The sequence below is a fragment of the Pseudomonas sp. LBUM1669 genome (assembly GCF_059695705.1).
This window is the reverse complement of sequence record NZ_CP166784.1, coordinates 547,784-568,998: the sequence shown is the minus strand read 5'-3', so window position 1 is coordinate 568,998 and position 21,215 is coordinate 547,784. Positions and strand designations below refer to the sequence as shown.

General features: G+C 60.5%; 18 protein-coding genes. 5 read left to right on the top strand and 13 right to left on the bottom strand.

Annotated elements, in window-relative coordinates; all coding sequences use genetic code 11:
* Window positions 1–26: 26 nt before the first annotated feature.
* Both motB and motA read right to left on the bottom strand, forming a co-directional pair.
* Entirely contained in the window at window positions 27–1,061 is a 1,035-nt protein-coding gene (gene motB / locus ACA051_RS02580) for a flagellar motor protein MotB (RefSeq protein WP_497373392.1), read from the bottom strand.
* Window positions 1,062–1,064: 3 nt separating this feature from the next.
* Window positions 1,065–1,916: a flagellar motor stator protein MotA gene (gene motA, locus ACA051_RS02575; RefSeq protein WP_219093597.1), complete on the bottom strand. Its 852-nt coding sequence runs from the start codon at window positions 1,914–1,916 to the stop codon at window positions 1,065–1,067.
* 166 nt (window positions 1,917–2,082) lie between these two features.
* Between motA and ACA051_RS02570 the strand changes: the two genes are divergently transcribed.
* From ACA051_RS02570 to asd, 3 genes are read left to right on the top strand one after another with little or no spacing between them, the layout of a single operon-like run.
* The gene (locus ACA051_RS02570) at window positions 2,083–3,621 is read left to right on the top strand and encodes an HDOD domain-containing protein (protein WP_497373390.1); all 1,539 of its coding nucleotides are present in this window, start codon (window positions 2,083–2,085) and stop codon (window positions 3,619–3,621) included.
* Between the two features lie 42 nt (window positions 3,622–3,663).
* A complete protein-coding gene (locus tag ACA051_RS02565) occupies window positions 3,664–4,479 on the top strand; it encodes a rhodanese-like domain-containing protein (protein ID WP_497307404.1) in 816 nt (271 codons plus the stop codon).
* Window positions 4,480–4,497: 18 nt separating this feature from the next.
* On the top strand, window positions 4,498–5,358 hold the full coding sequence (gene asd, locus ACA051_RS02560) for an archaetidylserine decarboxylase (RefSeq protein ID WP_497307402.1): 861 nt from the start codon (window positions 4,498–4,500) through the stop codon (window positions 5,356–5,358).
* A gap of 57 nt (window positions 5,359–5,415) precedes the next feature.
* On the opposite strand, the gene ACA051_RS02555 is transcribed toward asd, so the two are convergent.
* Entirely contained in the window at window positions 5,416–5,817 is a 402-nt protein-coding gene (locus ACA051_RS02555) for a lectin OAA family protein (RefSeq protein WP_497307400.1), read from the bottom strand.
* A 197-nt stretch (window positions 5,818–6,014) separates the two neighbouring features.
* Here ACA051_RS02555 and ACA051_RS02550 point away from each other — a divergent pair, with 197 nt between their 5' ends.
* Complete coding sequence (locus ACA051_RS02550) at window positions 6,015–7,793, top strand: cyclic-di-GMP receptor FimW-related protein (protein ID WP_497373389.1); 1,779 nt, start codon at window positions 6,015–6,017, stop codon at window positions 7,791–7,793.
* Between the two features lie 147 nt (window positions 7,794–7,940).
* On the opposite strand, the gene serB is transcribed toward ACA051_RS02550, so the two are convergent.
* Entirely contained in the window at window positions 7,941–9,155 is a 1,215-nt protein-coding gene (serB, locus tag ACA051_RS02545) for a phosphoserine phosphatase SerB (RefSeq protein ID WP_054053330.1), read from the bottom strand.
* 135 nt (window positions 9,156–9,290) lie between these two features.
* On the opposite strand from serB, the gene ACA051_RS02540 reads away from it, so the two are divergent.
* Window positions 9,291–10,817, top strand: a complete 1,527-nt coding sequence (locus tag ACA051_RS02540) for an AhpA/YtjB family protein (protein WP_497307397.1) — start codon at window positions 9,291–9,293, stop codon at window positions 10,815–10,817.
* A 230-nt stretch (window positions 10,818–11,047) separates the two neighbouring features.
* Here the strand turns inward: ACA051_RS02540 and ACA051_RS02535 are convergent, their stop codons facing one another.
* From ACA051_RS02535 to ACA051_RS02495, 9 genes are all read right to left on the bottom strand, one after another.
* Window positions 11,048–11,761 (bottom strand): PqiC family protein, encoded by a 714-nt coding sequence (locus tag ACA051_RS02535; RefSeq protein ID WP_497307395.1) that lies wholly within the window; start codon window positions 11,759–11,761, stop codon window positions 11,048–11,050.
* Window positions 11,762–11,937: 176 nt separating this feature from the next.
* Window positions 11,938–14,205, bottom strand: a complete 2,268-nt coding sequence (gene parC / locus ACA051_RS02530) for a DNA topoisomerase IV subunit A (RefSeq protein ID WP_497307394.1) — start codon at window positions 14,203–14,205, stop codon at window positions 11,938–11,940.
* Between the two features lie 7 nt (window positions 14,206–14,212).
* Window positions 14,213–14,737 carry a retropepsin-like aspartic protease family protein gene (locus ACA051_RS02525; protein ID WP_497307392.1) on the bottom strand — a complete coding sequence of 175 codons (525 nt, stop codon included), beginning with the start codon at window positions 14,735–14,737 and terminating at the stop codon, window positions 14,213–14,215.
* On the bottom strand, window positions 14,734–15,723 hold the full coding sequence (locus ACA051_RS02520; RefSeq protein WP_497307390.1) for an esterase-like activity of phytase family protein: 990 nt from the start codon (window positions 15,721–15,723) through the stop codon (window positions 14,734–14,736). The genes ACA051_RS02525 and ACA051_RS02520 overlap by 4 nt, the downstream gene beginning before the upstream one ends.
* Complete coding sequence (gene parE, locus ACA051_RS02515; RefSeq protein ID WP_309675704.1) at window positions 15,723–17,627, bottom strand: DNA topoisomerase IV subunit B; 1,905 nt, start codon at window positions 17,625–17,627, stop codon at window positions 15,723–15,725. Before parE ends, ACA051_RS02520 begins: the two co-directional genes overlap by 1 nt.
* Before the next feature lie 54 nt (window positions 17,628–17,681).
* Window positions 17,682–18,290, bottom strand: coding sequence for a YqiA/YcfP family alpha/beta fold hydrolase (locus ACA051_RS02510; RefSeq protein ID WP_497307388.1), 609 nt, complete (start codon window positions 18,288–18,290; stop codon window positions 17,682–17,684).
* Between the two features lie 896 nt (window positions 18,291–19,186).
* On the bottom strand, window positions 19,187–20,002 hold the full coding sequence (gene cpdA / locus ACA051_RS02505) for a 3',5'-cyclic-AMP phosphodiesterase (protein ID WP_497307386.1): 816 nt from the start codon (window positions 20,000–20,002) through the stop codon (window positions 19,187–19,189).
* A 98-nt stretch (window positions 20,003–20,100) separates the two neighbouring features.
* Window positions 20,101–20,553, bottom strand: coding sequence for a DUF1249 domain-containing protein (locus ACA051_RS02500; RefSeq protein ID WP_008153350.1), 453 nt, complete (start codon window positions 20,551–20,553; stop codon window positions 20,101–20,103).
* A complete protein-coding gene (locus ACA051_RS02495; RefSeq protein WP_131058782.1) occupies window positions 20,544–21,161 on the bottom strand; it encodes an NUDIX domain-containing protein in 618 nt (205 codons plus the stop codon). The genes ACA051_RS02500 and ACA051_RS02495 overlap by 10 nt, the downstream gene beginning before the upstream one ends.
* Between the last annotated feature and the right edge of the window lie 54 nt (window positions 21,162–21,215).

Genomic DNA, 21,215 nt, shown 5'->3' with positions numbered 1-21,215 from the left:
GCGATCATCTCGCGGCTTTTTTCGGGTCACTTCTTCGCCGGCTCCACCGGTTTCGGTGCCGGGTCTTCGAAGATATTCAAACGCTCGCGAAGCTCATGGGCTGGCAGCGGTTGTTTATCCGCCGGCAACGCGTTTGGATCGACCGGCGTGGCGGGCACTTCGCCTGGGCCACCCTGGCCTTGCGCGGGCGTCGGCGCTGGCGCAGGTTCAGCGCCTTGCGAACCTTCGATGGCGCGCTGGGCCTTTTTGGTCAGCACCACGATGTCGATCCGGCGGTTGACCGGGTTGAACGGGTTCTCGCGGTCGAACAGCGCCGACGAGGCATAACCGACGACCCGCGCTACTTGCTGATCCGGATAGCTGCCAGCGACCAGCGCACGGCGAGCGGCGTTGGCGCGGTTGGCCGAGAGTTCCCAGTTGCCGAAATCACCGGTGCCTGAGTACGGCTTGGCATCGGTGTGGCCGCTGATGCTGACCTTGTTCGGCACCGCTTTGATGGTGTCGGCCATGGCCAGCAGGATGTCTTCGAAATACGGTTTCAGACGTGCTGAGCCTGAGTCGAACATCGGTCGGTTTTCCGCGTCCATGATCTGGATGCGCAAGCCGTCCTGTGTGATTTCGAACAGGATCTGGTCCTTGAATTTTTGCAGCTGCGGGTTTTCATCGACCTTGTTCTGCAATTCTTGCAGCAACAGTTCCAGGCGTTCCTTCTCGACCTGTTCGGCCATGCCTTCGACCTGTTCAGTATCGACGGTGACGCGGTCGGGCTGCGGCTGGGACTTCACCTCGGGGTTGAGGGTGTTCTCTGGCGCCAGGGTCGGCGAACCGCCCAGATCGATGATGTACGGCGTGCCGCTTTCGGTGAAGCCGACCGGGTCCTTGAAGTAACCGGCGATGGCGATCTTCTGTTCCGGCGTTGCGGTGGACAGCAGCCACAGCACCAGGAAGAACGCCATCATCGCCGTCGCGAAGTCAGCGAAGGCTATTTTCCAGGAGCCCCCGTGATGCCCGGCCGCGTATTTTTTTACGCGCTTGATGATTATCGGCTGGTTATTTTCCATGACTTAGCGACCGCGAACCGCTTGTTCCAGCTCAGCGAAGCTAGGACGGTGCGCCGGGTACAGAACCTTGCGGCCGAACTCCACCGCCAGCGATGGCGGCATGCCGGAAGCCGAAGCCACCAGCGAGGCCTTGATGGCTTCGTAGACGTTCAGTTCTTCCTTGGCTTCGTGGGCCAGGGCATGGGCCAACGGGCCAAAGAAACCGTAGGCGGCGAGAATACCGAAGAAGGTACCCACCAGTGCCGCACCCACGTGCAGGCCGATCATTTTCTGGTCGCTTTCACCCAGGGAGGCCATGGTCACCACGATACCCAGTACGGCCGCGACGATACCGAAACCGGGCATGGCGTCGGCGATGCCGTTCACCGCATGGGAAGGATGATCCAAATCTTCCTTGAGGCTGGTCAGCTCCATGTCGAACAGACCTTCGAGCTCGTGGGGAGCCATGTTGCCGGAGGACATGATGCGCAGGTAATCGCAGATGTACGCGGTCATGCGGTCATCTTTCAGGACCGCCGGGTACTTGGCGAAGATCGGGCTCGCGGCGGCGTCTTCAATGTCGCCTTCGATTGCCATCATGCCTTCGCGGCGGCTTTTGTTGAGGATCTCGTAAATCAGACCCAGCACTTCCAGATAGAACGTGTGACTGAAGCGCGAGCTGAACATTCCCAAGGCTTTCTTGAGAACGAGCTTGAACATGTGACCAGGGTTGGCCTGCAGGAATGCACCGAGGGCCGCACCACCGATAATCATCACCTCGAAAGGTTGAATCAGGGCGGCAATCTTGCCGTGGGAGAGCACGTATCCGCCGAGCACGCTCGCGAATACGACGATGATGCCGATTATTTTAGCCATAGGTAGGAGAGCACTTACTGAGTCGGGTTCAAGGTCATATTCGGAAGTTAAAAAATCTCTTCTTCTACTTATCGGCAAAACTGCGCCAGACTATAGCCCGTTCAAGCGAAAAGCTAATTTAGCCCTCTGGGGGCATAGGTAATGCAGACGATGATCACGTCCAACCATGGCTAACGAAACGAACAATCCAACCCCGAAACCGACCACGCTTGAAGGCTGGGTAAAGCTTCTCGATGGCGTGCGCCTGCCGGTTCCGCAAGACAGTCACGACCGTGTCTGCAAGGCCCTAGCCGATAACCGCAGCTCGCTTCGCGACATCGCCGAGTTGCTGCAAGACAGCCCGGCCCTGGCCTTGAGCGTGATTCGCGAAGCCAATCGTCACACCCACGGCAGCATGACCACGCCTGCTGAAAACCTTGAGGTGGCGATCAATCGTCTCGGATTGAAACGCACCGAGGAATTGCTCGCCCGGTTGCCTGCCGAACCGCAATCCCAGATCCCGGTGGCGTTGCGTCAGCTGCAGATGATCAGCCAGCACGCGACCCAACAGGCCAACGGTTTTTTCGCCGGTCGGCTGGCGCGGCTCTGGCAGGACATCCACTGGGGCAGCCTGCTGTTTCTCTCACCGCTCTGGCCGATGGCGTTGACTCATCCGCAACTGCTCGAAGAGTGGGAGTTGCGGGTCATCCATAAAGGCGAGTCAGCGCGCAAAGTCGAAAAGCAATTGTTCGGCGTTCGCCTGCTGGACATCTGCCAGGCGCTGGTGGACATCTGGCGCCTGCCGATCTGGGTGCAGCAAGGTTATCGCCTGTTGCTCAACGAGCAACGAGAACTGGTCAAAGTCCTGCGCATTGCCCGGGACAGCGAGCATCCATTGCGTCAGCAAAACCGCCTTGATGACGATCCGACCCTGCGTCGCTGGCTCAACCAACCGGCCAATACCGTGTTGCTGGCCAATGGGCTGGCACTGTCGGCGCAACAAGCCTGGGACAGTCCGCACAGCGAGCGCTGGCAATACCTGACCAGCCTTTACCTGCAAATGCCGATGAGCGACGTGCAGCAGCAACTGCATCAACAAGCCGTCAACAGCGCGCATCAGCACGCCATGCCGGACATCTGGCACCCCGCCGTGGCGCTGATCTGGCCCTCGGGCATGAACCGCATTCACGCCGGGTTGTTGCCCGCTCCGGCGCCGACCACCGAAGACCTGACGGCATGGCGTAAACAATGTGCCGAACTGCTGGTCGAGCCAAGCCGCTTCACCAATGCGATGCACTTGACCACGTCGGCCCGGGACGCGCTGGTCGCATGTGGCATGCATCGGGTGATGATTTTGATGGCTGACCGCACCCACGCCAATTTGCGTGCGCATCAAACGGCCGGACTGGAGAAGGAAGCGGCAGGGCTGAACCTGGCCGTGAGTCAGAGCACCGTGCTGCAACGATTGCTTTCGCAACAGGCCCAAGTACGATTGACGCCGGCCAACAACGCCCAGTTCTCGGCCTTGTTACCCGCCAGCCTGCGCGCGCAGTTTCGCGGTGAACACTTGCTGTTGCGTTCGCTGGTCAATAATGGTCGGGTGATCATGGTCGTTGTGGCCGATCAGGGCGGCGGGCCCTTTTCGGAAATTACCGTGCAAGCCTTTGGCAAAACCGCGCAGTGCATTGAAAAGGCACTCCATAGCTTTAGCCTGCGCGGCCAATAAGGCTGCGCTACAATCCTCCCCTTTGTGCTCTGGAGACCTCACATGTCTGACTTCTCTGGCTTGGCGCTGGTCATCGAGCCGAGCGACTTGCTCCCTCGCCTTGAGTCCCGCGAACTGATTCTGGTGGACCTGACCAGCAGTGCCCGTTATGCCGCAGGGCATATACCCGGTGCGCGTTTTGTCGATCCCAAACGCACTCAGCAGGGTCAAGCGCCTGCTCCAGGCCTGTTGCCGACCCACGCCGCGCTTGAAGCATTATTCGGCGAACTGGGCCACAACCCTGATGCGGTCTATGTCGTCTATGACGACGAAGGCGGCGGTTGGGCCGGGCGATTCATCTGGTTGCTGGATGTCATCGGCCACACCAAGTATCACTATGTTGACGGTGGTCTGCCGGCCTGGCTGGCAGAAGGCTTGCCCATGTCGATCCAGATCCCGCCAGCAGTCGGCGGCCCGGTGAGTCTGACCTTGCACGACGAACCCACCGCCACTCGCGAATACCTGCAAAGCCGTCTCGGTGCCGCCGACCTGGCGATCTGGGACGCGCGCGGCCCGCTGGAATACTCCGGCGAGAAAGTCCTGGCGGCCAAGGCCGGGCACATTCCCGGCGCGGTGAATTTCGAATGGACGGCCGGCATGGATCAGGCGCGCAACCTGCGCATCCGCACGGACATGCCGCAGATCCTGGAACAACTCGGTATCACCAAAGACAAAGAAGTCATTACCCACTGCCAGACTCACCATCGCTCTGGCTTCACCTATCTGGTGGCCAAATCCCTCGGTTATCCGCGGGTCAAAGGCTACGCTGGCTCCTGGGGCGAATGGGGCAACCACCCCGATACGCCCGTAGAGATTTAAGGTTTTTAAGGACAGTTAATGAATAAGCGTCTGTTTATCCTCAGCCAATACCTGCTGCCTCACCACTTGCTCTCGCGACTGGCCGGCTGCATTGCCGAATGCCGCGTGCGCTGGTTCAAGAACGCCTTTACCGCCTGGTTCGCCAAGCGTTATCAGGTGGACATGTCCCAGGCGCTGGTCGAAGACCTGACCGCCTACGAGCATTTCAACGCGTTCTTCACGCGCGCCTTGAAAGACGGCGCGCGCCCGCTGGACGAAACCCCGGGTGCGATCCTCAGCCCGGCCGATGGCGCCGTCAGCCAACTCGGCCCGATCGAACACGGCCGCGTGTTCCAGGCCAAGGGCCACAGCTTCAGCGTCCTGGAGTTGCTGGGCGGTGATGCCGCGAATGCCGCGCCGTTCATGGGCGGCGATTTCGCGACGATTTACCTGTCGCCAAAAGACTACCACCGCGTGCACATGCCGCTGGCCGGCACCCTGCGCGAGATGGTCTACATCCCGGGCCGGATTTTCTCGGTCAACCAAACCACTGCCGAAAACGTGCCGGAACTGTTTGCCCGCAACGAACGTGTGGCGTGCATTTTTGACACCGAGCGCGGGCCGATGGCCGTGGTGCTGGTGGGCGCGATGATCGTGGCGTCGATTGAAACCGTGTGGGCCGGGTTGGTGACGCCGCCGAAACGCGAGCTGAAAACCTTCCGCTATGACGAAGCCGCCCGCGCGCCGATCCATCTGGAAAAAGGTGCGGAACTGGGTCGCTTCAAGCTGGGTTCGACCGCTGTCGTGCTGTTCGGGCCGGACCAGGTGAAATGGGTTGAAGGGCTCGGTGCCCTGTCGCCCGTGCAAATGGGCCAGGCGCTAGGCCTGCCAAACGCCTGACATGGCTAATCCGCCCCGTCGAACGTCTTCGAAGGGGCGGATATTTCGGTAGCGCCGTTACTCTATCTGCCCGCGGAAGCCGATCGGCCCTTCGTTGGCGTAGGTATTGGTGCCACTGAGGTTTTTCCCTCCATCATTGGAGGTGACGCTCAACGCCACAACGTTCTGATTATCACGGCCGCCGATGACCCACTTGCCACCCGGATGCCATGGAGCGTCGTTGCCGCCCCACTGATTTTCCACGTTGTACTGGTTCTGGCCCGTGCGTTGAGCCTTGAAGCCAATGGGACCTTCACCCGCGTAAGTCATGGTGCCGGTGAAGCTCTTCCCGCCATCGCCCGATTTGATCTCGATCGCGACGACGTTCTGGTTGTCCCGCGCGCCTAACGTCCAGTCTCCGCCCGGATGCCAGGGTGCCGAACTACCGCCCCATTGATTTGCCACTACGTATTTAGACATGAACCTCATCTCCTTGAAGTTACAAGAGACCTGCCCTGCATAGGCAGCAGGCCGTACGACTGTGCGTATCCAGTCGCACGTTTGTGAGATTAGTAGTACGCCCGAGCGGCACTCGGCTGACAGACAAACGGTAATCACGCGCAGCTGCTACAGTCAGGTCATTCACTGCCCATTTTCCGGCTGGAGTTTTCCAAGGCATGAATGAGACCAGTCCCCACCTGCTGCTACGTGCGCCGATCCCGACACAGCTGCGCCTGTCGTTCTGTGAACCGACGCCACGCGACCTCAAGCGCTGGATCGCCAACCTGCCCAAAGCCAATATCGGCGAAACCGCCCGCCTGCTCTATCAAGGCTTGAGCGAACTCAACCAACTGCTCACCCCCAGCGACAATCGCCTGCAACTGCTCGAACTGTTGCGACCTGAGGTGTATTACGTCTGCAAACACCTGGAACGGCATTTCCTGCACCAAGCGATTGTGCTCGACGAGCGTTCACGCAAGATCGCCAACCTCTGCCAGGCCCTGCAAAGTCACTTGGCGATTGGTTACAAACAGATCGTCGTGCGCATCACCCCGCGTTTCAGCAAGGACCGAGCCTCGCTACTGACCCAAGCGTTGCAGCGGGCGATCCATTGCCTGAACGGCCCGCTGATTCGCTCGACTCAACTGTATTGCCCGGTACCGGAAGGCCTGTGGCTGGAGCTGCATCAACTGTATCGGATCGCCTGCGCACTCAAACTCCAGCACCTGAGCCTGCGCGATGAGTTGGCCAGTCAGACCAAAACCCTGAGCATCGAACAGACTTACGTCACCGCCCTGCTGTTGGGCGCCTCCCGCTGCAATCAGTTGCGCCAGAGCCAGATCGCCCGGCTCGCCGAGGTACTGGAGCCGTGGAGCCAGTGGATCAAACTACAACCGGGCCAACTGGCTGAAGGATTATTTGCCGTCGCGCCGGACCTCGACACCGGGCCGCGCTATCGTTCGAAATTCAGGGCCGAGCAGCAGGCCGGTTTGCTGGGGATTGATGCGCAGCCACTGGTCGCCGCCATCGAAGCGCATCTGCAAGGCAATGACGGCACCCCGCCGCTGCCCGTGCCGACCGGACTGAGCCTGGATACGCTGCAACACCTGCACGCCGCCTGGGGCCAGGCGGCCGAGCGCAGCTTTCAGCGCACGGTCGGCCAAGGCACCTTGACTTTGTGCGTGGGCATGAGCGCATTGCACTTCTACCTGGGCGGGCAACGTTCGTTCAGCGATATTCTGAAAAACCCCGGCACCCGACTCGCGCAGTTCTCGGTAACGTCCCCGACGAGCCAGGGAAAGGACCAATGGCATCAGGCGTTCGACGCCGCCCCGCACGGCAGTGCCGATACCTTGCTGCCCTATGAAGAAATTGAATACCCGCAACTTCAGAACGACGACGGCCAAGAGGCGGCTGATAGCAATCGGCACTTTCCGACCTACGCCCTGCCGGTCATCAACCACAGCCCCGGCGGTTATTGCCTGGCGTGGCCCAACGTGGTGCCCGCCGAGTTGCAGGCTGGCGAAATGGTCGGCATCCAGGACTCTGCCAATCAGGGCTGGAGTATTGCGGTGGTGCGCTGGATTCGTCAGGTGCGGGGCGGCGGGACGCAGATGGGGATCGAGCAGGTCGCGCCTTACGCCGAGCCTTGCGGGCTGCAATTGGTGCGAACGCGGGACGACCACAGTCAATATCTGCGTGGCCTGTTGCTACCGGAAATCAGCGCCATCGACCTGCCCGCCACGTTGCTCGCCCCGCGCCTGCCCTTTCAGGAAGGCAGCAAAGTGCTGATCAACACCAACGGCCTGGAACGCCGTGCCGGGCTGGATCGGCAGGTGGCGAGCACCAACAGTTTCAATCAGTTTGCTTACCGCTCGTTGGAGGCGAGCAGGAACGACAACGCCGCGGGGAGCGGCGTCGAGGAGGATTTTGATTCGTTGTGGAAGTCGCTTTGAGCGTGAATCCAATACCTGTGGCGAGGGAGCTTGCTCCCGTATGGACTGCGTGGCAGTCCTTTTTTGGGGCCGCTTCGCAGCCCAGCGGGACGGTGCGGCGATCCGACAAGCTCCCTCGCCACAAGAGCCTTTCAGGCCTGGGGAGACTCAGAGTTGCCCGTCGCGATCCCGAAAGCCCAGCAGATACAGCACGCCATCGAGCCCAAGGGTGGAGATCGCCTGCTTCGCCGACTGCTTCACCAGCGGCTTGGCGCGGAACGCCACGCCCAGGCCGGCAATTGCCAGCATCGGCAAATCGTTGGCACCGTCGCCGACCGCAATGGTCTGCTCCAGGCGCAAACCTTCCTTGTGCGCCAGCTCCTTCAGCAGATCCGCCTTGCGCTGCGCATCGACAATCGGCTCGACCGCCACGCCGGTGACCTTGCCGTCGACCACTTCCAACTCGTTGGCAAACACATAGTCGATGCCCAGCTTGGCCTGCAATTGCTTGGCGAAGTAGGTGAATCCGCCCGACAGAATCGCGGTCTTGTAGCCCAGGCGCTTGAGCTCGGCAAACAGGGTTTCGGCGCCTTCAGTCAGACGCAACGAAGCACCGATCGAATCCAGCACGCTGACGTCCAGCCCCTTGAGCAAGGCCAGGCGCTCCTTGAAGCTCGCGCGAAAATCCAGCTCACCGGCCATCGCTCGCTCGGTGATTTCAGACACTTGGTCACCCACGCCCGCTGCCTTGGCCAGTTCGTCGATGACTTCGGCTTCGATCAGCGTCGAGTCCATGTCAAACACTGCCAGGCGGCGGTTACGGCGGAACAGCGAGTCTTCCTGGAAGGCGATGTCGACGTTCAGTTCCTGGGCGACGCTAAGGAATTCGGCTCGCAGCGCTTGCGGATCAGCCGCTTCGCCACGCACGGAAAACTCGATGCAGCCTTTGCCCTTGTCGGCCGGGGTGTCCAGCGGCATGCGCCCGGACAAACGATCGATGTGATCAATGTTCAGGCCATATTTGGCGGTGATCGAGCTCACGGCCTGCAATTGCCCGGCGGTCACTTTGCGGGTCAACAGCGTCACGATGTGGCGTTTTTTACCCTGATTGCCGACCCACTGCTGGTAATCCTCTTCGGACACCGGGGTGAAGCGCACTTGTTGATCGAGCTCGTAACCCTTGAACAGGATGTCCTTGAGCACCGACTTGCCTTGTTCGGTATCAGGAATTTCAACCAGGATGCCGAACGACAGGGTGTCGTGGATCACCGCCTGACCGATGTCGAGAATGTTCACACCACCCTGGGCCAGAACGCCGGTGATGGCCGCAGTCAGACCCGGTCGGTCGACTCCCGTGATGTTTATCAGGACGATTTCGCGCAAGGCGCACCCCCGCAAGTGGAAAAAAACCGCATTCTACCCACTTTCAGTGACCATCGGGCACCGTGAGCGCTTTGCCGGTCTAGGGCCTGTCGCTATACTGCGCGTCAACTTCACGGACAAAAGAGCCGAGCTCAAGTGAACCGGCCCACGCCAGTAAAAACCGATAACTTCTTTCTGCTGATCTTCCGTGCACTGCGCCACCGCCGTGTACCGATTGCATTGCGCATCGCCAGCCATAACGTGATCCTGGTCGCTCTGGCCCTGGTGATCTACGCCTGCGTGATGGGTTTGCAGTTCAAGCAGGCCATGCATGAGCAGGCTGACGCGCTGGGCGAAAGCCTGACCACGCAGACTGCCACCTCCGCCACGGAGCTGTTGGTGTCCAACGACATCCTCAGCCTCAACGTACTGCTCAACAACCTGACCAAAAACAAGTTGGTGGCCCACGCCGCCATTTATAGCGTGGATAACCGCATCCTCGCCGAAGCCGGTCAGCGCCCCAAGCACAGCCTGTTGGGCGAAGCCGAGGGCATGTACCAGAGCAAGATCACCTTTCAGGACGTGACCGCCGGGCAACTGCGCATCAGCCTGGATATGGATCAGTTCCAGCAGCCGATGACCATCAGCCTGCAAAGCATGGGCATTTTGAGTGCGATTCTGCTGGCCCTGTCCCTGGCCTTGAGCCTGCGCCTGGGTCGGCACATCTCCACGCCGTTGCTGCAACTGCGCGTGTGGCTGCGCAATATCGACGAATACACCCCGGCCACCGAGCGCCAGGACGAGATCGGCGACCTGGCCCGTCAGCTGCACGCCAATTTCGCGCCGGAGCCGGCCGAACCGGAACCTGAGCCGGAATACGACGACAGCGACTACGAAGACGCCGACGATAACGAGCCGTCCTTCGAAGTGCGCAACCTGCGGGATCCGAGTTTCGACGAAAGCAAGCCTGTGGCCGGCCTCAAGCCTGCGCCACGGCGCAGTGTCAGCACCGTTGAAGACGACGATGACGACGATGCCTTTGCTGACTTGCGTGATGAATCAGCCGACGTTGCGCCTAAACCGCTCGCAAAACCGGTGATTTCGAACGTGCCACAGCACAGCGCCGTCCTGGCCGTGCAACTGGGCGCTCAGGATCAGTTGCGTCGTCTGCCTCGCACACGCTTGGAAGAACTGCTGAAACGCTATCGTGATTGCCTCGATCAGGCGGCTTCGCTCTATCAGAGTGAACTGCACACCCTGAACGATGGCAGCACGCTGATGCTGTTCCACACCGAAGACAGCGGCGACGACTACCTGACCAACGCGATCTGCTGCGGTGAACTGCTGCGAGCCCTAGGCCATCAGTTGCAGATCGAAGTTGCGGACAGCGGCATCACCCTGCAATTGCAGCTGGGCCTGACGCTGGGCGACGAGTTGTTCGGCCTGACCCAGATCGACCTGCTGCTGACCGAAGCCGCTCAGGATGCCCTGGCATTGTCGCAACACAGCCGCAACCTGCTGCTGGTGGAACGCAAGATCAGTGACGATGCGCTGATCCGCCAGCGTGCGCGAATCCGCCCGATTGCCAGCCCTGAGGGTGCGTGCTGTGTGGAGCGGTTGATGGAGCCTTATCCGTCGATGCTGGAGCGGCAACTGGCGCGGATGCATGAGCGTCGGGCGTAAATAACCCAGCTATGAAAAAGCCCGCAGACGAGCAATCGGCTGCGGGCTTTTTGTTGCCTGTTCTGACGCCATTGCGAGCAGGCTCGCTCCCACAGGAGATCTCGGCCTACCACACATCCACTGTGAGCGAGCCTGCTCGCGATGAGGCCAGGACAGGCAGCACAGATCTCCAACCTCCAGAAACAACAAAGCCCGCATCACGGCGGGCTTTGTGTTGAATCAATCCAGGCTTAGAACCTGAACACTTCCATATCCGTCCGGATTGGCGAAGCCATCGGGATCTTTGGTTGTTTCTCTTGCTCAGCCGCCGGTGCTACAGGCTTTGGGGCAGGCTTTTTTGGCGCTTCAGCGATCGGTGGCTGATTAGCCAGTGGCTTGAGCGCCACGGACAATTGCTCGGCCAGACGCTGCAGCAACACACCCTGAGCCTGAACCTGAGCCGCCGTACCGCCTGCGTGCTGTTCCTGCAGGTGAATGATGCGGTTATCGCGTACCTGGCCACGACGGTCGATCAGACGCCATTGCGCATCCAGGATCGCCGGTTGCGATTTGCCCGAGTCCAGGCGAGTAATCGTCAGCAGCACTTGAACATCCGGCGTGAAGCCGAGGGTCGCAGGCGCCAGTACAACCCGCTGGCTGTCCAGATGGCCCGCTACCTGACGCAGCAACAGCTGATCAATGTCCGAAGACAGGCTTCCAGCCCAACGACCGTCGGTCGACGCCTGAAGGCTGCCATCCGGCTGTCGCTGCAACAGGGTTTCGCGTTGCAGGTAATCCGCAACCGTTACCGGGCCGAGCAATACCGCCATGCCCGCGCTTTGCGCAGGCTGAACCGGACTTCCGCTGTCCAGCTGATACAGCGACACCGGTTGGTGAACGCTGCAACCCGCCAGGCCAAGAACGCCAGCAAGCATCAAAATAAAAGGAAGGCGCAGAGCAGTCATCGTCCCATCCAGGTGGTTGCCACAAGGCTCACCACAGTGAAAATACTCAATAAATATGAAGAACGCTCGGCCACGCCGGCGCTTGAAAGGCCATATCATCCGTGAATATGCGTTCCGACTCCAGCGGCAAAGCGTCGATCTACGCGTTAAATCGTAGATCGAGCGCTCTAGCACGCTTAATTGAGGTTTTCGACGAGCAGCGCATCAACCCGCTGGAAGCCACGTGGCAGTTTGTTACCACGACGACCACGCTCACCTTTGTAGTGTTCGAGGTCGTCTGCTTTCAGCGACAACGTACGTTTTCCGGCCTGCAACACTAAAGTGGCGCCATCCGGAAGTACGGCGATGTCCGTGACATATTCTTCGCGACTGGCCACACGCTCACCGTTGATCCCGATAATCTTGTTGCCTTTGCCCTTACCTAATTGTGGCAGATCACTGATCTTGAAGATCAGCAGGCGACCTTCGGTGGTCACCGAGGCCAGCCAATTGTTCTCACGATCCGTCACCGGGCGCGGAAGAATGACCTTGGAGTTGTTCGGCAAGCTCAACAACGCCTTGCCGGCCTTGTTCTTGGCTTGCAGGTCTTCACCCTTGACCACGAAGCCGTATCCGGCGTCGGAGGCGATCACGTACAGCGAATCGTCTTCCGGCATCAGCACGCATTCGAAGCTAGCCCCTGGCGGTGGCGTCAGACGGCCGGTCAACGGCTCGCCCTGGCCACGGGCCGATGGCAACGTGTGCGCTGCCACCGAATAACTGCGACCGGTTGAGTCGATAAACACCGCGAACTGGTTGGAGCGGCCCGGCGCTAAGGCCCTGAAGCCATCGCCAGCCTTGTAGGAAAGCCCGGTGGCGTCGATCTCGTGGCCTTTGGCAGAACGAACCCAGCCTTTTTCCGACAGCACGACAGTCACTTTCTCGTTCGGCAGCAGATCGTGCTCGGTCAGGGCCTTGGCTTCGGTGCGCTCGACAATTGGCGAGCGACGGTCGTCGCCGTAGGTTTCGGCGTCCTTGATCAGCTCGGTGCGTACCAGTTTTTTCAGCTTGGCTTCACTGCTCAGCAGGGCTTGCAGCTTGGCCTGTTCCTTGAGCAGTTCATCCTGCTCGGCCCGCAGCTTCATTTCTTCCAGTCGCGCCAACTGACGCAAACGGGTGTCGAGGATGTAGTCGGCCTGGATTTCGCTCAGGGCGAACCGTGCGATCAGCGCGGCTTTCGGGTGTTCCTCAGTGCGGATGATGTGAATCACTTCATCCAGGTTGAGGTAGGCAATCAGCAAACCGTCCAACAGGTGCAGGCGACGCTCGACCTTGTCGAGGCGGAATTGCAGACGACGACGCACGGTTTGAACGCGGAATTCCAGCCATTCCACCAGCAGCGCACGCAGGTTCTTCAGCTGCGGCTTGCCGTCGAGGCCGATGATGTTGATGTTGACCCGGTAGCTCGACTCCAGCTCGGTGCTGGCGAACAGGTGTTGCATCAGCGCATCGTGGTCAAAGTTCTTCCGCGCGCCCGGAATGATTACGATCCGGCACGGGTTCTCGTGGTCGGATTCGTCGCGCAGGTCAGCGATCTGCGGGGCTTTGGACGGCTTGGCCTGCATCATGGCCGCGATCTGCTCCAGCACCTTGGCGCCCGAGACTTGATGCGGCAGCGCGGTGACGATGATGTCGCCATCTTCGATGTGGTACACGGCGCGCATGCGCACCGAACCCTTGCCGGTTTCGTACATTTTCAGCAGATCGGCGCGAGGCGTGATGATTTCCGCTTCGGTCGGGTAATCCGGGCCCTGGATGTGCTCGCAGAGCTGCTCGACAGTGGCTTTGGGTTCATCGAGCAAGCGCACGCAGGCTGTCGCGACTTCGCGCAGGTTGTGCGGCGGTACGTCGGTGGCCATGCCCACGGCGATGCCGGTGGTGCCGTTGAGCAAGATGTTCGGCAAGCGTGCCGGCAACACCAGCGGCTCGTCGAGTGTACCGTCGAAGTTCGGCCCCCAGTCCGCCGTGCCCTGGCCCAGCTCGCTGAGCAGCACTTCGGAATAACGCGACAGCCGCGCCTCGGTGTAACGCATGGCGGCGAAGGACTTGGGATCATCCGGCGCACCCCAGTTACCCTGGCCGTCGACCAGCGTGTAGCGGTAGCTGAACGGCTGAGCCATCAGGACCATGGCTTCGTAGCAGGCCGAATCGCCGTGCGGGTGGAATTTACCGAGCACGTCACCGACGGTACGCGCCGATTTCTTGTGCTTGGAATCGGCGTCCAGCCCCAACTCGCTCATCGCATAGATGATGCGCCGCTGTACCGGTTTCAGGCCGTCGCCGATATGCGGCAAGGCACGGTCCATGATCACGTACATGGAGTAGTTGAGGTAGGCATTTTCGGTGAAGTCAGCCAGTGACCGGCGTTCTACACCGTCCAGGCTGAGATCAAGGGAGTCGCTCATGCGGGCCTCATCGGTTCGTTGTCTGGCGCAGCAGCATGGTGCCACCGCGCTGGGTAAATTCAAGTTTGTTCAGCGCGCTCATACCGAGCAGCACTTGCTTGCCATCCAGGCCTGGCACGACGATGGCGCGCACATCACGCAGCACAATGTCGCCCAGTTGCAGCCGGTCGACGCGGGTTCGATAACCCTCGGTACGCCCGTTGGCGGTGCTCAGGGTCACCCCGAAGCCTTGTTCCAGTTTCAACTGTCCGGCCATTTGCGCCGGGATCGCCACATCGGTTGCCCCGGTATCAAGCATGAAATCCACCGGCTGGCCGTTGATCTGGCCGCTGGCGACGAAGTGCCCCTGGGTGTTGCTGGCCAGTTTCACCTCAATAAAACCTTCGCCCTGCTCCGAGGTGACGACCACATTGGGATTTTGCTGCCGATCCTCCCACTGGCCGAAAAACCGCGTCGCCAGGAACAGCGCCGCGCACCAGGCCAGCACCATAAACACCCGGCCGGCGCGCTTTCCCGGCGTTTGCTGGCTCACGGCTTGGCACTCCAGCCACCCTCAGGCGCGGCGAAACGCCAGACAACGGGGCGAACCTCGCCATCGGCGCGGGCATCGTTGTTGTTGTCAGTGCCGACCCAGGCGCCCTCGGCGTCGACGATCAGCGCTTCGGTCAGACCAAACGGATTTTGATAGCGGCGGTGTTCCTGCAAGGCTTCATCGGCAAACGACCAGCAGCGCTCGACCTTGGCCGTCACCGGGTCGCGGCGGCAGATCTGGTAAGCGTTGCGTTCCAGGGTAAACAGCTTGCCGTTGAACAGCGACAGATCGGCAAAGTCCCGAGTGACGGCTTTGGCCCGTGGAAACGGTGCCGGCTGCATTTCTTTCCCCGCCTCGCTCAGCAGCACGCAACCGCCGTCGCAATCCCACACCGTCTGTTTGCGCTTGATCAGCAACAAGCCACGGCTTTGACGCTCGGCGGCGAGCCACAACTGATCGCCCGCCGGATTGATCGCCAGCCCCTCGAACAGCGCATTGAACTGCAACAGCATGCCACTGGCCCGAGCTTCGCGAACCAGCATCGGCGAGATCTTCAGCCAGGACGACGGCCCAACAGGCGGCACTTGCAGGATCGCGGCATGGGACTCGCTGACGATGTAGCGATTACCGGCGCTGTCGCAAGTGATGCCTTCAAAATCCAGGTCCCCGCCCCGTACAAACGCCGCGCCCCAGGCCCGCGAACGCAAGCCCCAGGGCAAACCGCTGTCCGGCACCGCAGGCACGCCGATGCCCACGGTTTCGGCCTGCCAGACCGTGTCGCGGGTATCGAGGCGGTAGATCTGGTCATCGTCGCGATCGGAGATCGTCCACAGGTCCTTGCCACACTGGGCCAGCCCCGACAGATTGCCGCCGCGCATGCCGTCGACGGGATGCTCAGACAACAGGCGCAACTCCGGTGCCAGTTCGGCAAACGCCGTAACCGAGGTCAGAAGTAACGCACACGCCAGGGCAAAGCCAACCCGCATCAGCCAAGAACCTCGGCGAGGTTGCCTTTGGATTCCAGCCAGGATTTGCGGTCACCGGCGCGTTTTTTCGCCAGCAACATGTCCATCATTTCCGAAGTCGCTTCGAAATCGTCCAACGTCAACTGCACCAGACGCCGAGTGTTCGGGTCCATGGTGGTTTCGCGCAGCTGCGGCGGGTTCATTTCACCCAGGCCTTTGAATCGGGTGACCTGCGGCTTGCCGCGCTTCTTCTCGGCCACCAGACGATCGAGAATGCCATCGCGTTCGGCTTCGTCGAGGGCGTAGTAAATTTCTTTGCCCAAGTCGATGCGGTACAGCGGCGGCATCGCGACGTAAACGTGACCGGCATCCACCAACGGGCGGAAATGCTGGACGAACAAGGCGCAAAGCAAAGTGGCGATGTGCAGGCCGTCGGAGTCGGCGTCGGCGAGGATGCAGATCTTGCCGTAACGCAGCTGGGCGATGTCCGCCGAGCCTGGATCGACACCGATGGCCACGGCGATGTTGTGCACTTCCTGGCTGGCCAGCACTTCGCTGCCGTCGACTTCCCAGGTGTTCAGAATCTTGCCGCGCAACGGCAGGATCGCTTGAAACTCTTTATCCCGCGCTTGCTTGGCGGAACCGCCGGCGGAATCACCTTCCACCAGGAACAGCTCGGAACGCATCGGGTCCTGCCCGGCGCAGTCGGCCAGCTTGCCCGGCAGTGCCGGCCCCGCGGTGATGCGCTTGCGCTCGACCTTCTTGCTGGCCTTGAGACGTCGGCCGGCGTTGTTGATCGCCAGTTCCGCCAACAGCATGCCGGTTTCCGGGTGGGCGTTGAGCCACAGGCTGAACGCGTCCTTGACCACACCGGAAACGAACGCGGCCGCTTCACGGGATGACAGACGCTCTTTGGTCTGACCGGAGAATTGCGGTTCCTGCATTTTCATCGACAGCACGAAAGCGATGCGTTCCCAGACGTCTTCCGGCGCCAGTTTCACACCGCGCGGCAGCAGGCTGCGGAATTCGCAGAATTCGCGCATCGCATCGAGCAAGCCCTGACGCAGACCGTTGACGTGGGTACCGCCCTGCGCCGTCGGGATCAGGTTGACGTAGCTTTCCTGAACGCTGTCGCCACCTTCCGGCAACCACAGCAGGGCCCAATCGACCGCTTCTTTGTTACCGGCCAGGCTGCCGCAGAACGGCTCGTCCGGCAGGCGTTCGAATCCGTTGACCGCGTCGACCAGGTAGGAACGCAGGCCGTCTTCGTAATGCCATTCGACTTTCTCGCCGGTGGCCTTGTCTTCAAAACTGACCAGCAACCCCGGGCACAGAACGGCCTTGGCCTTGAGCACGTGCTTGAGGCGGCTGATAGAGAATTTCGGCGAATCGAAGTATTTCGGGTCCGGCGCGAAGAACACGCTGGTACCCGTGTTGCGCTTGCCGACGGTACCAATGATTTCCAGCTCGGTTTTCTTGTAACCGTCAGCGAAGGTCATCTGGTATTCGTTGCCGTCACGCTTTACGCGCACCCGGACTTCGTTCGACAAGGCGTTGACCACGGAAATACCCACCCCGTGCAGACCGCCGGAGAACTGGTAGTTCTTGTTGGAGAACTTGCCGCCCGCGTGGAGTTTGGTGAGGATCAGCTCGACGCCCGACACGCCTTCTTCGGCGTGGATATCCACCGGCATGCCGCGGCCGTCATCGCTGACTTCCAGGGAGTGATCGGCGTGCAGGATGACCTGCACCGACGTTGCGTGCCCGGCCAAGGCTTCATCGACGCTGTTATCGATGACTTCCTGGGCGAGGTGGTTCGGCCGACTGGTGTCGGTATACATGCCGGGGCGTTTGCGCACCGGGTCGAGGCCCGAGAGGACTTCGATGGCGTCTGCGTTATAAGAGCTAGCGCTGGGAGTGGCCATGGGGTCTCGTCGTCCGCCTGTAAAAAAACTGTTCTGTGAAAAAGAGGCGACGACTCACAGTGCTGTGAAATCGATCGCCTGATACAAATCTGCGCCGATACCGGCAAAACTCAGCATTGCCGGCAGTTGCGCGGCAAAACCCTGGAAACTATGGTCGCCGCCGGCCTGGATGCGCAAGGCACAGGCGCGGTAATACTGCTGGGCGAGGCGATAGTCCAGCGTTTCGTCGCCGGTCTGCAACCACACCTGATACCGCTGCGGATCCCGGGGCGCCGGCACTTCCAGCTCGGCCAGGGCCGTCACGTGGTCGTGGGTCAATTCCCAGGCCTCATCGGTATACAGGTTTTTCTGCGTCCCCAGGAACCCGTCGAACATCCGATGCGGACTGACGGCAGGGTTGATCAACAGGGCCTTGAGGCCATGGCGTTCAGCCAAGTGAGTCGCATAGTAGCCGCCGAGTGAGCTGCCGACCAGCAGTGGCCGCCCCAGCTGTTCAATCGCCTTGTCCAGCTGACCGATGGCTTCACGCGGATGGTGATGCAAGGCGGGAACGCGCAACTGATCACTCAAACCCAGACGGTCCATCACTTGCATCAACTGCGTGGCCTTTTTTGACGACGGCGCGCTGTTGAAACCGTGGATATAAAGGATCGAACCGGACATTTGAGCTCCCTGTGCGTCGGTAAAGAAGGCGGAGTTTACAGGGAGTCGGGGGGATCGGGATATGCATGGCGGGCATGGGGGTCTGAGTAGACGCATTCGCGAGCAGGCTCACTCCCGCAGTGGAATGATGTGTACCTGCAAGAGATTGGTCGGCTGTCAGGCCGCCATCGCTGGCAGGCCAGCTCCCACAATTGGAATGGGTGTATCAGCAAAATGTTGGTCGGCTGTCAGGCCGCCTTCGCAGCGATGCGACGACCCGACAAGCCAGCTCCCACCGGGTTTGGTGTCCACCTGCAAGAGATTGGTCGGCTGTCAGGCCGCCATCGCTGGCAGGCCAGCTCCCACAATTGGAATGGGTGTATCAGCAAAATGTTGGTCGGCTGTCAGGCCGCCATCGCTGGCAGTCCAGCTCCCACAATTGGATTGGGTGTATCAGCAAAATGCTGGTCGGCTTTCAGGCCGCCATCGCGAGCAGGCTCACTCCTACAAGGGTTCGGTGTACACGCATCGCTCCTCACCACTCATCAGGCCGAGCGTTAGCTCGCCTGCAGCTCTTGATCTTGATCCACCCGCCCCGTCGGGAGGCTGAGTGGAGGTGTTCATCCGGGGAGTGGCGCGCAGCGCCGTTCGACGCAGTCGAACACGCTGCATGTAGGTCGTCGCGAAGCAGACCGGAGGGCAGTGTCCCCGGATGGATACCGGAGCGAAGGCACGCCGAGCCTAGGCGAGGGGCCGGACGCTTGGGGCGAGCGTTTTTTTGCTTACTTTTTTTAGGCGTTTGAAAAAAAAGTGAGTCGCCGTAAGGGCGAAACCGCCAGCAGCCGTTACCGCAGAAATGGATATGTACCCAATCAACCACAACATGGTCGGCCCGAAGGCCGCCAAGTTCGCAACCGTCAGTAACCGTTCGAGCCGTAATCAACCTGAAAATCAAACCCGGTAACCCGCTCAACGCCAGTTTCAATCCGCCCATCCGGCAACAACCGCAACCAGCGATACCCCGGCGCCTGCTCCCCGACCTTGAAATCATCACTCCCAGGCTCGAACTGAATGCACGTCGATGGCGAAGCAATCAGCCGCACCCCATTGCGCTCCTGATCAACCTCCTGATGCACATGCCCCCACAAAATCGCACGCACCTGCGGAAAGCGATCCAGCACAGCAAACAAGGCCTCAGGATTACGCAACCCGATCGGCTCCATCCACGCACAGCCAATCGACACCGGATGATGGTGAAAGCACACCAGATGATGCCGTTCAGGCGCCTCACTCAGCGAACGAGCCAGCAACTGCAACTGCTCATCCTGCAAATACCCCGGCACCGACCCCGGCACCGCCGAATCCAGCAAAGTGACCCGCCAGTTGCCGACATCCACCACCGGCTCGAGCAACGCGCTCTGCACGGCCGCCTCAGCCATGATCTGCGGTTCATCATGATTGCCGGGGATCCAGCGCGCCGGCGCATCGAGCTGTCGGGTCAGGTCGCGAAACAGCTGATAAGACTCCAGCGTCCCGTCCTGAGACAGATCACCACTGGCAACGATCAGATCAATCTGCGGCTGCTGGAGGCGCACCAGCTCAATGACCTTTTGCAGGCTGTCCCGGGTATTCATGCCCAGCAGCGTCCCGTCCGCTTCGGCAAACAGATGACTGTCGGACAGTTGCACCAGCAACGCCGGATCGGCGGTGGTCAATGTGGATACGCTCGGCAAGGCGTTCTCCCAGGCTGAATCACGGGATTAAATGAGTGCCGCAATTATGCTGGGGGACGATCAAAAGGGGAAACCTGTGAACCTGACGCAGTTCACACTCAGCGCACAACGGCGTACTCATGTCCACACGCCAGACAATGACTCAGCCATTCACCCAGGAACATATTCAACTGGGCCTTTTCATCCGGCTGATGCATTGAGGCATTCGGGTAAGGATAGATGCCGCGAAAGCGTCGTGCATGCTCGGCGCTGACGACTTCGGCCATGCACGCGTCGTGATAGACCTGCACTTCCAGTTGTGGCACCGGCAGCCACGGCAGGCTGTGTTCCTGGCGCACTTGCAGGGTCGTGGTGTATGGGCAGACCTGCAGCACTTCGAGGGCCAGCACGCCGAGCATCTGGTCGCCGTGGGTCACGGCAATGCGCCGCGCCTCGGGTTCGTTGCGCATGTCCGGCAGCAGTCGCATGAGGCGCGCGTAGTTGGCCTCGCACGAGGCTTGCAGCCCCACGAGGTCCACCCTGTAACGATCGCGCAGCTTGTTTACGACCATAGCCCCCTCACTTCAGCGCGGTTCAAAGCTAACCATTGCAAGGCAATGATGCTGGCCGCGTTGGCAATTCGTCCGTCGCGGACGGCCTGCAGGGCATCTTCGAACGCCCAGACCGTGACGCGGATATCTTCTGCTTCTTCCTCCAGCCCATGCAGGCCGCCAACTCCGGTGCTGTCGCAACGCCCCAGGTACAAGTGCACAAATTCGTTGCTGCCGCCCGGCGATGGAAAGTATTTGGTCATCGGCCAGAGCGCCCCGAACACAAGCCCAGCTTCCTCCTGCGCCTCGCGGTGAGCAACTTCTTCCGGTACTTCATCCTTGTCGATCAGACCGGCGACCAGCTCGATCAGCCACGGATTGTCGGTCTTGCCCATGGCGCCAACGCGAAACTGCTCGATCAGCACCACTTCATCGCGCTGCGGGTCGTATGGCAACACGCACACCGCATCATGGCGAACAAACACTTCACGATTGATCTCGCGACTCATGCCACCGGCAAACAACTCATGGCGCAAGTGCACACGATCGAGCTTGTAGAAGCCCTCGTAGCACTTTTCGCGCCGAACGATATCAACGGCGGTCGGAATGGCGTTGGCAAAATCAGTCATGACAATCCTCGTTTACTGCAAATCCATGAAGAGGCTCCAACCTCGACTTCGCGC

Bases quoted from the DNA above. Each gene is read 5' to 3' on its own strand.
- motB (WP_497373392.1), bottom strand. From the start codon at position 1,061: ATGGAAAATAACCAGCCGATAATCATCAAGCGCGTAAAAAAATACGCG.
- motA (WP_219093597.1), bottom strand. From the start codon at position 1,916: ATGGCTAAAATAATCGGCATCATCGTCGTATTCGCGAGCGTGCTCGGC.
- ACA051_RS02570 (WP_497373390.1), top strand. From the start codon at position 2,083: ATGGCTAACGAAACGAACAATCCAACCCCGAAACCGACCACGCTTGAA.
- ACA051_RS02565 (WP_497307404.1), top strand. From the start codon at position 3,664: ATGTCTGACTTCTCTGGCTTGGCGCTGGTCATCGAGCCGAGCGACTTG.
- asd (WP_497307402.1), top strand. From the start codon at position 4,498: ATGAATAAGCGTCTGTTTATCCTCAGCCAATACCTGCTGCCTCACCAC.
- ACA051_RS02555 (WP_497307400.1), bottom strand. From the start codon at position 5,817: ATGTCTAAATACGTAGTGGCAAATCAATGGGGCGGTAGTTCGGCACCC.
- ACA051_RS02550 (WP_497373389.1), top strand. From the start codon at position 6,015: ATGAATGAGACCAGTCCCCACCTGCTGCTACGTGCGCCGATCCCGACA.
- ACA051_RS02535 (WP_497307395.1), bottom strand. From the start codon at position 11,761: ATGACTGCTCTGCGCCTTCCTTTTATTTTGATGCTTGCTGGCGTTCTT.
- parC (WP_497307394.1), bottom strand. From the start codon at position 14,205: ATGAGCGACTCCCTTGATCTCAGCCTGGACGGTGTAGAACGCCGGTCA.
- ACA051_RS02520 (WP_497307390.1), bottom strand. From the start codon at position 15,723: ATGCGGGTTGGCTTTGCCCTGGCGTGTGCGTTACTTCTGACCTCGGTT.
- parE (WP_309675704.1), bottom strand. From the start codon at position 17,627: ATGGCCACTCCCAGCGCTAGCTCTTATAACGCAGACGCCATCGAAGTC.
- ACA051_RS02510 (WP_497307388.1), bottom strand. From the start codon at position 18,290: ATGTCCGGTTCGATCCTTTATATCCACGGTTTCAACAGCGCGCCGTCG.
- ACA051_RS02500 (WP_008153350.1), bottom strand. From the start codon at position 20,553: ATGGTCGTAAACAAGCTGCGCGATCGTTACAGGGTGGACCTCGTGGGG.
- ACA051_RS02495 (WP_131058782.1), bottom strand. From the start codon at position 21,161: ATGACTGATTTTGCCAACGCCATTCCGACCGCCGTTGATATCGTTCGG.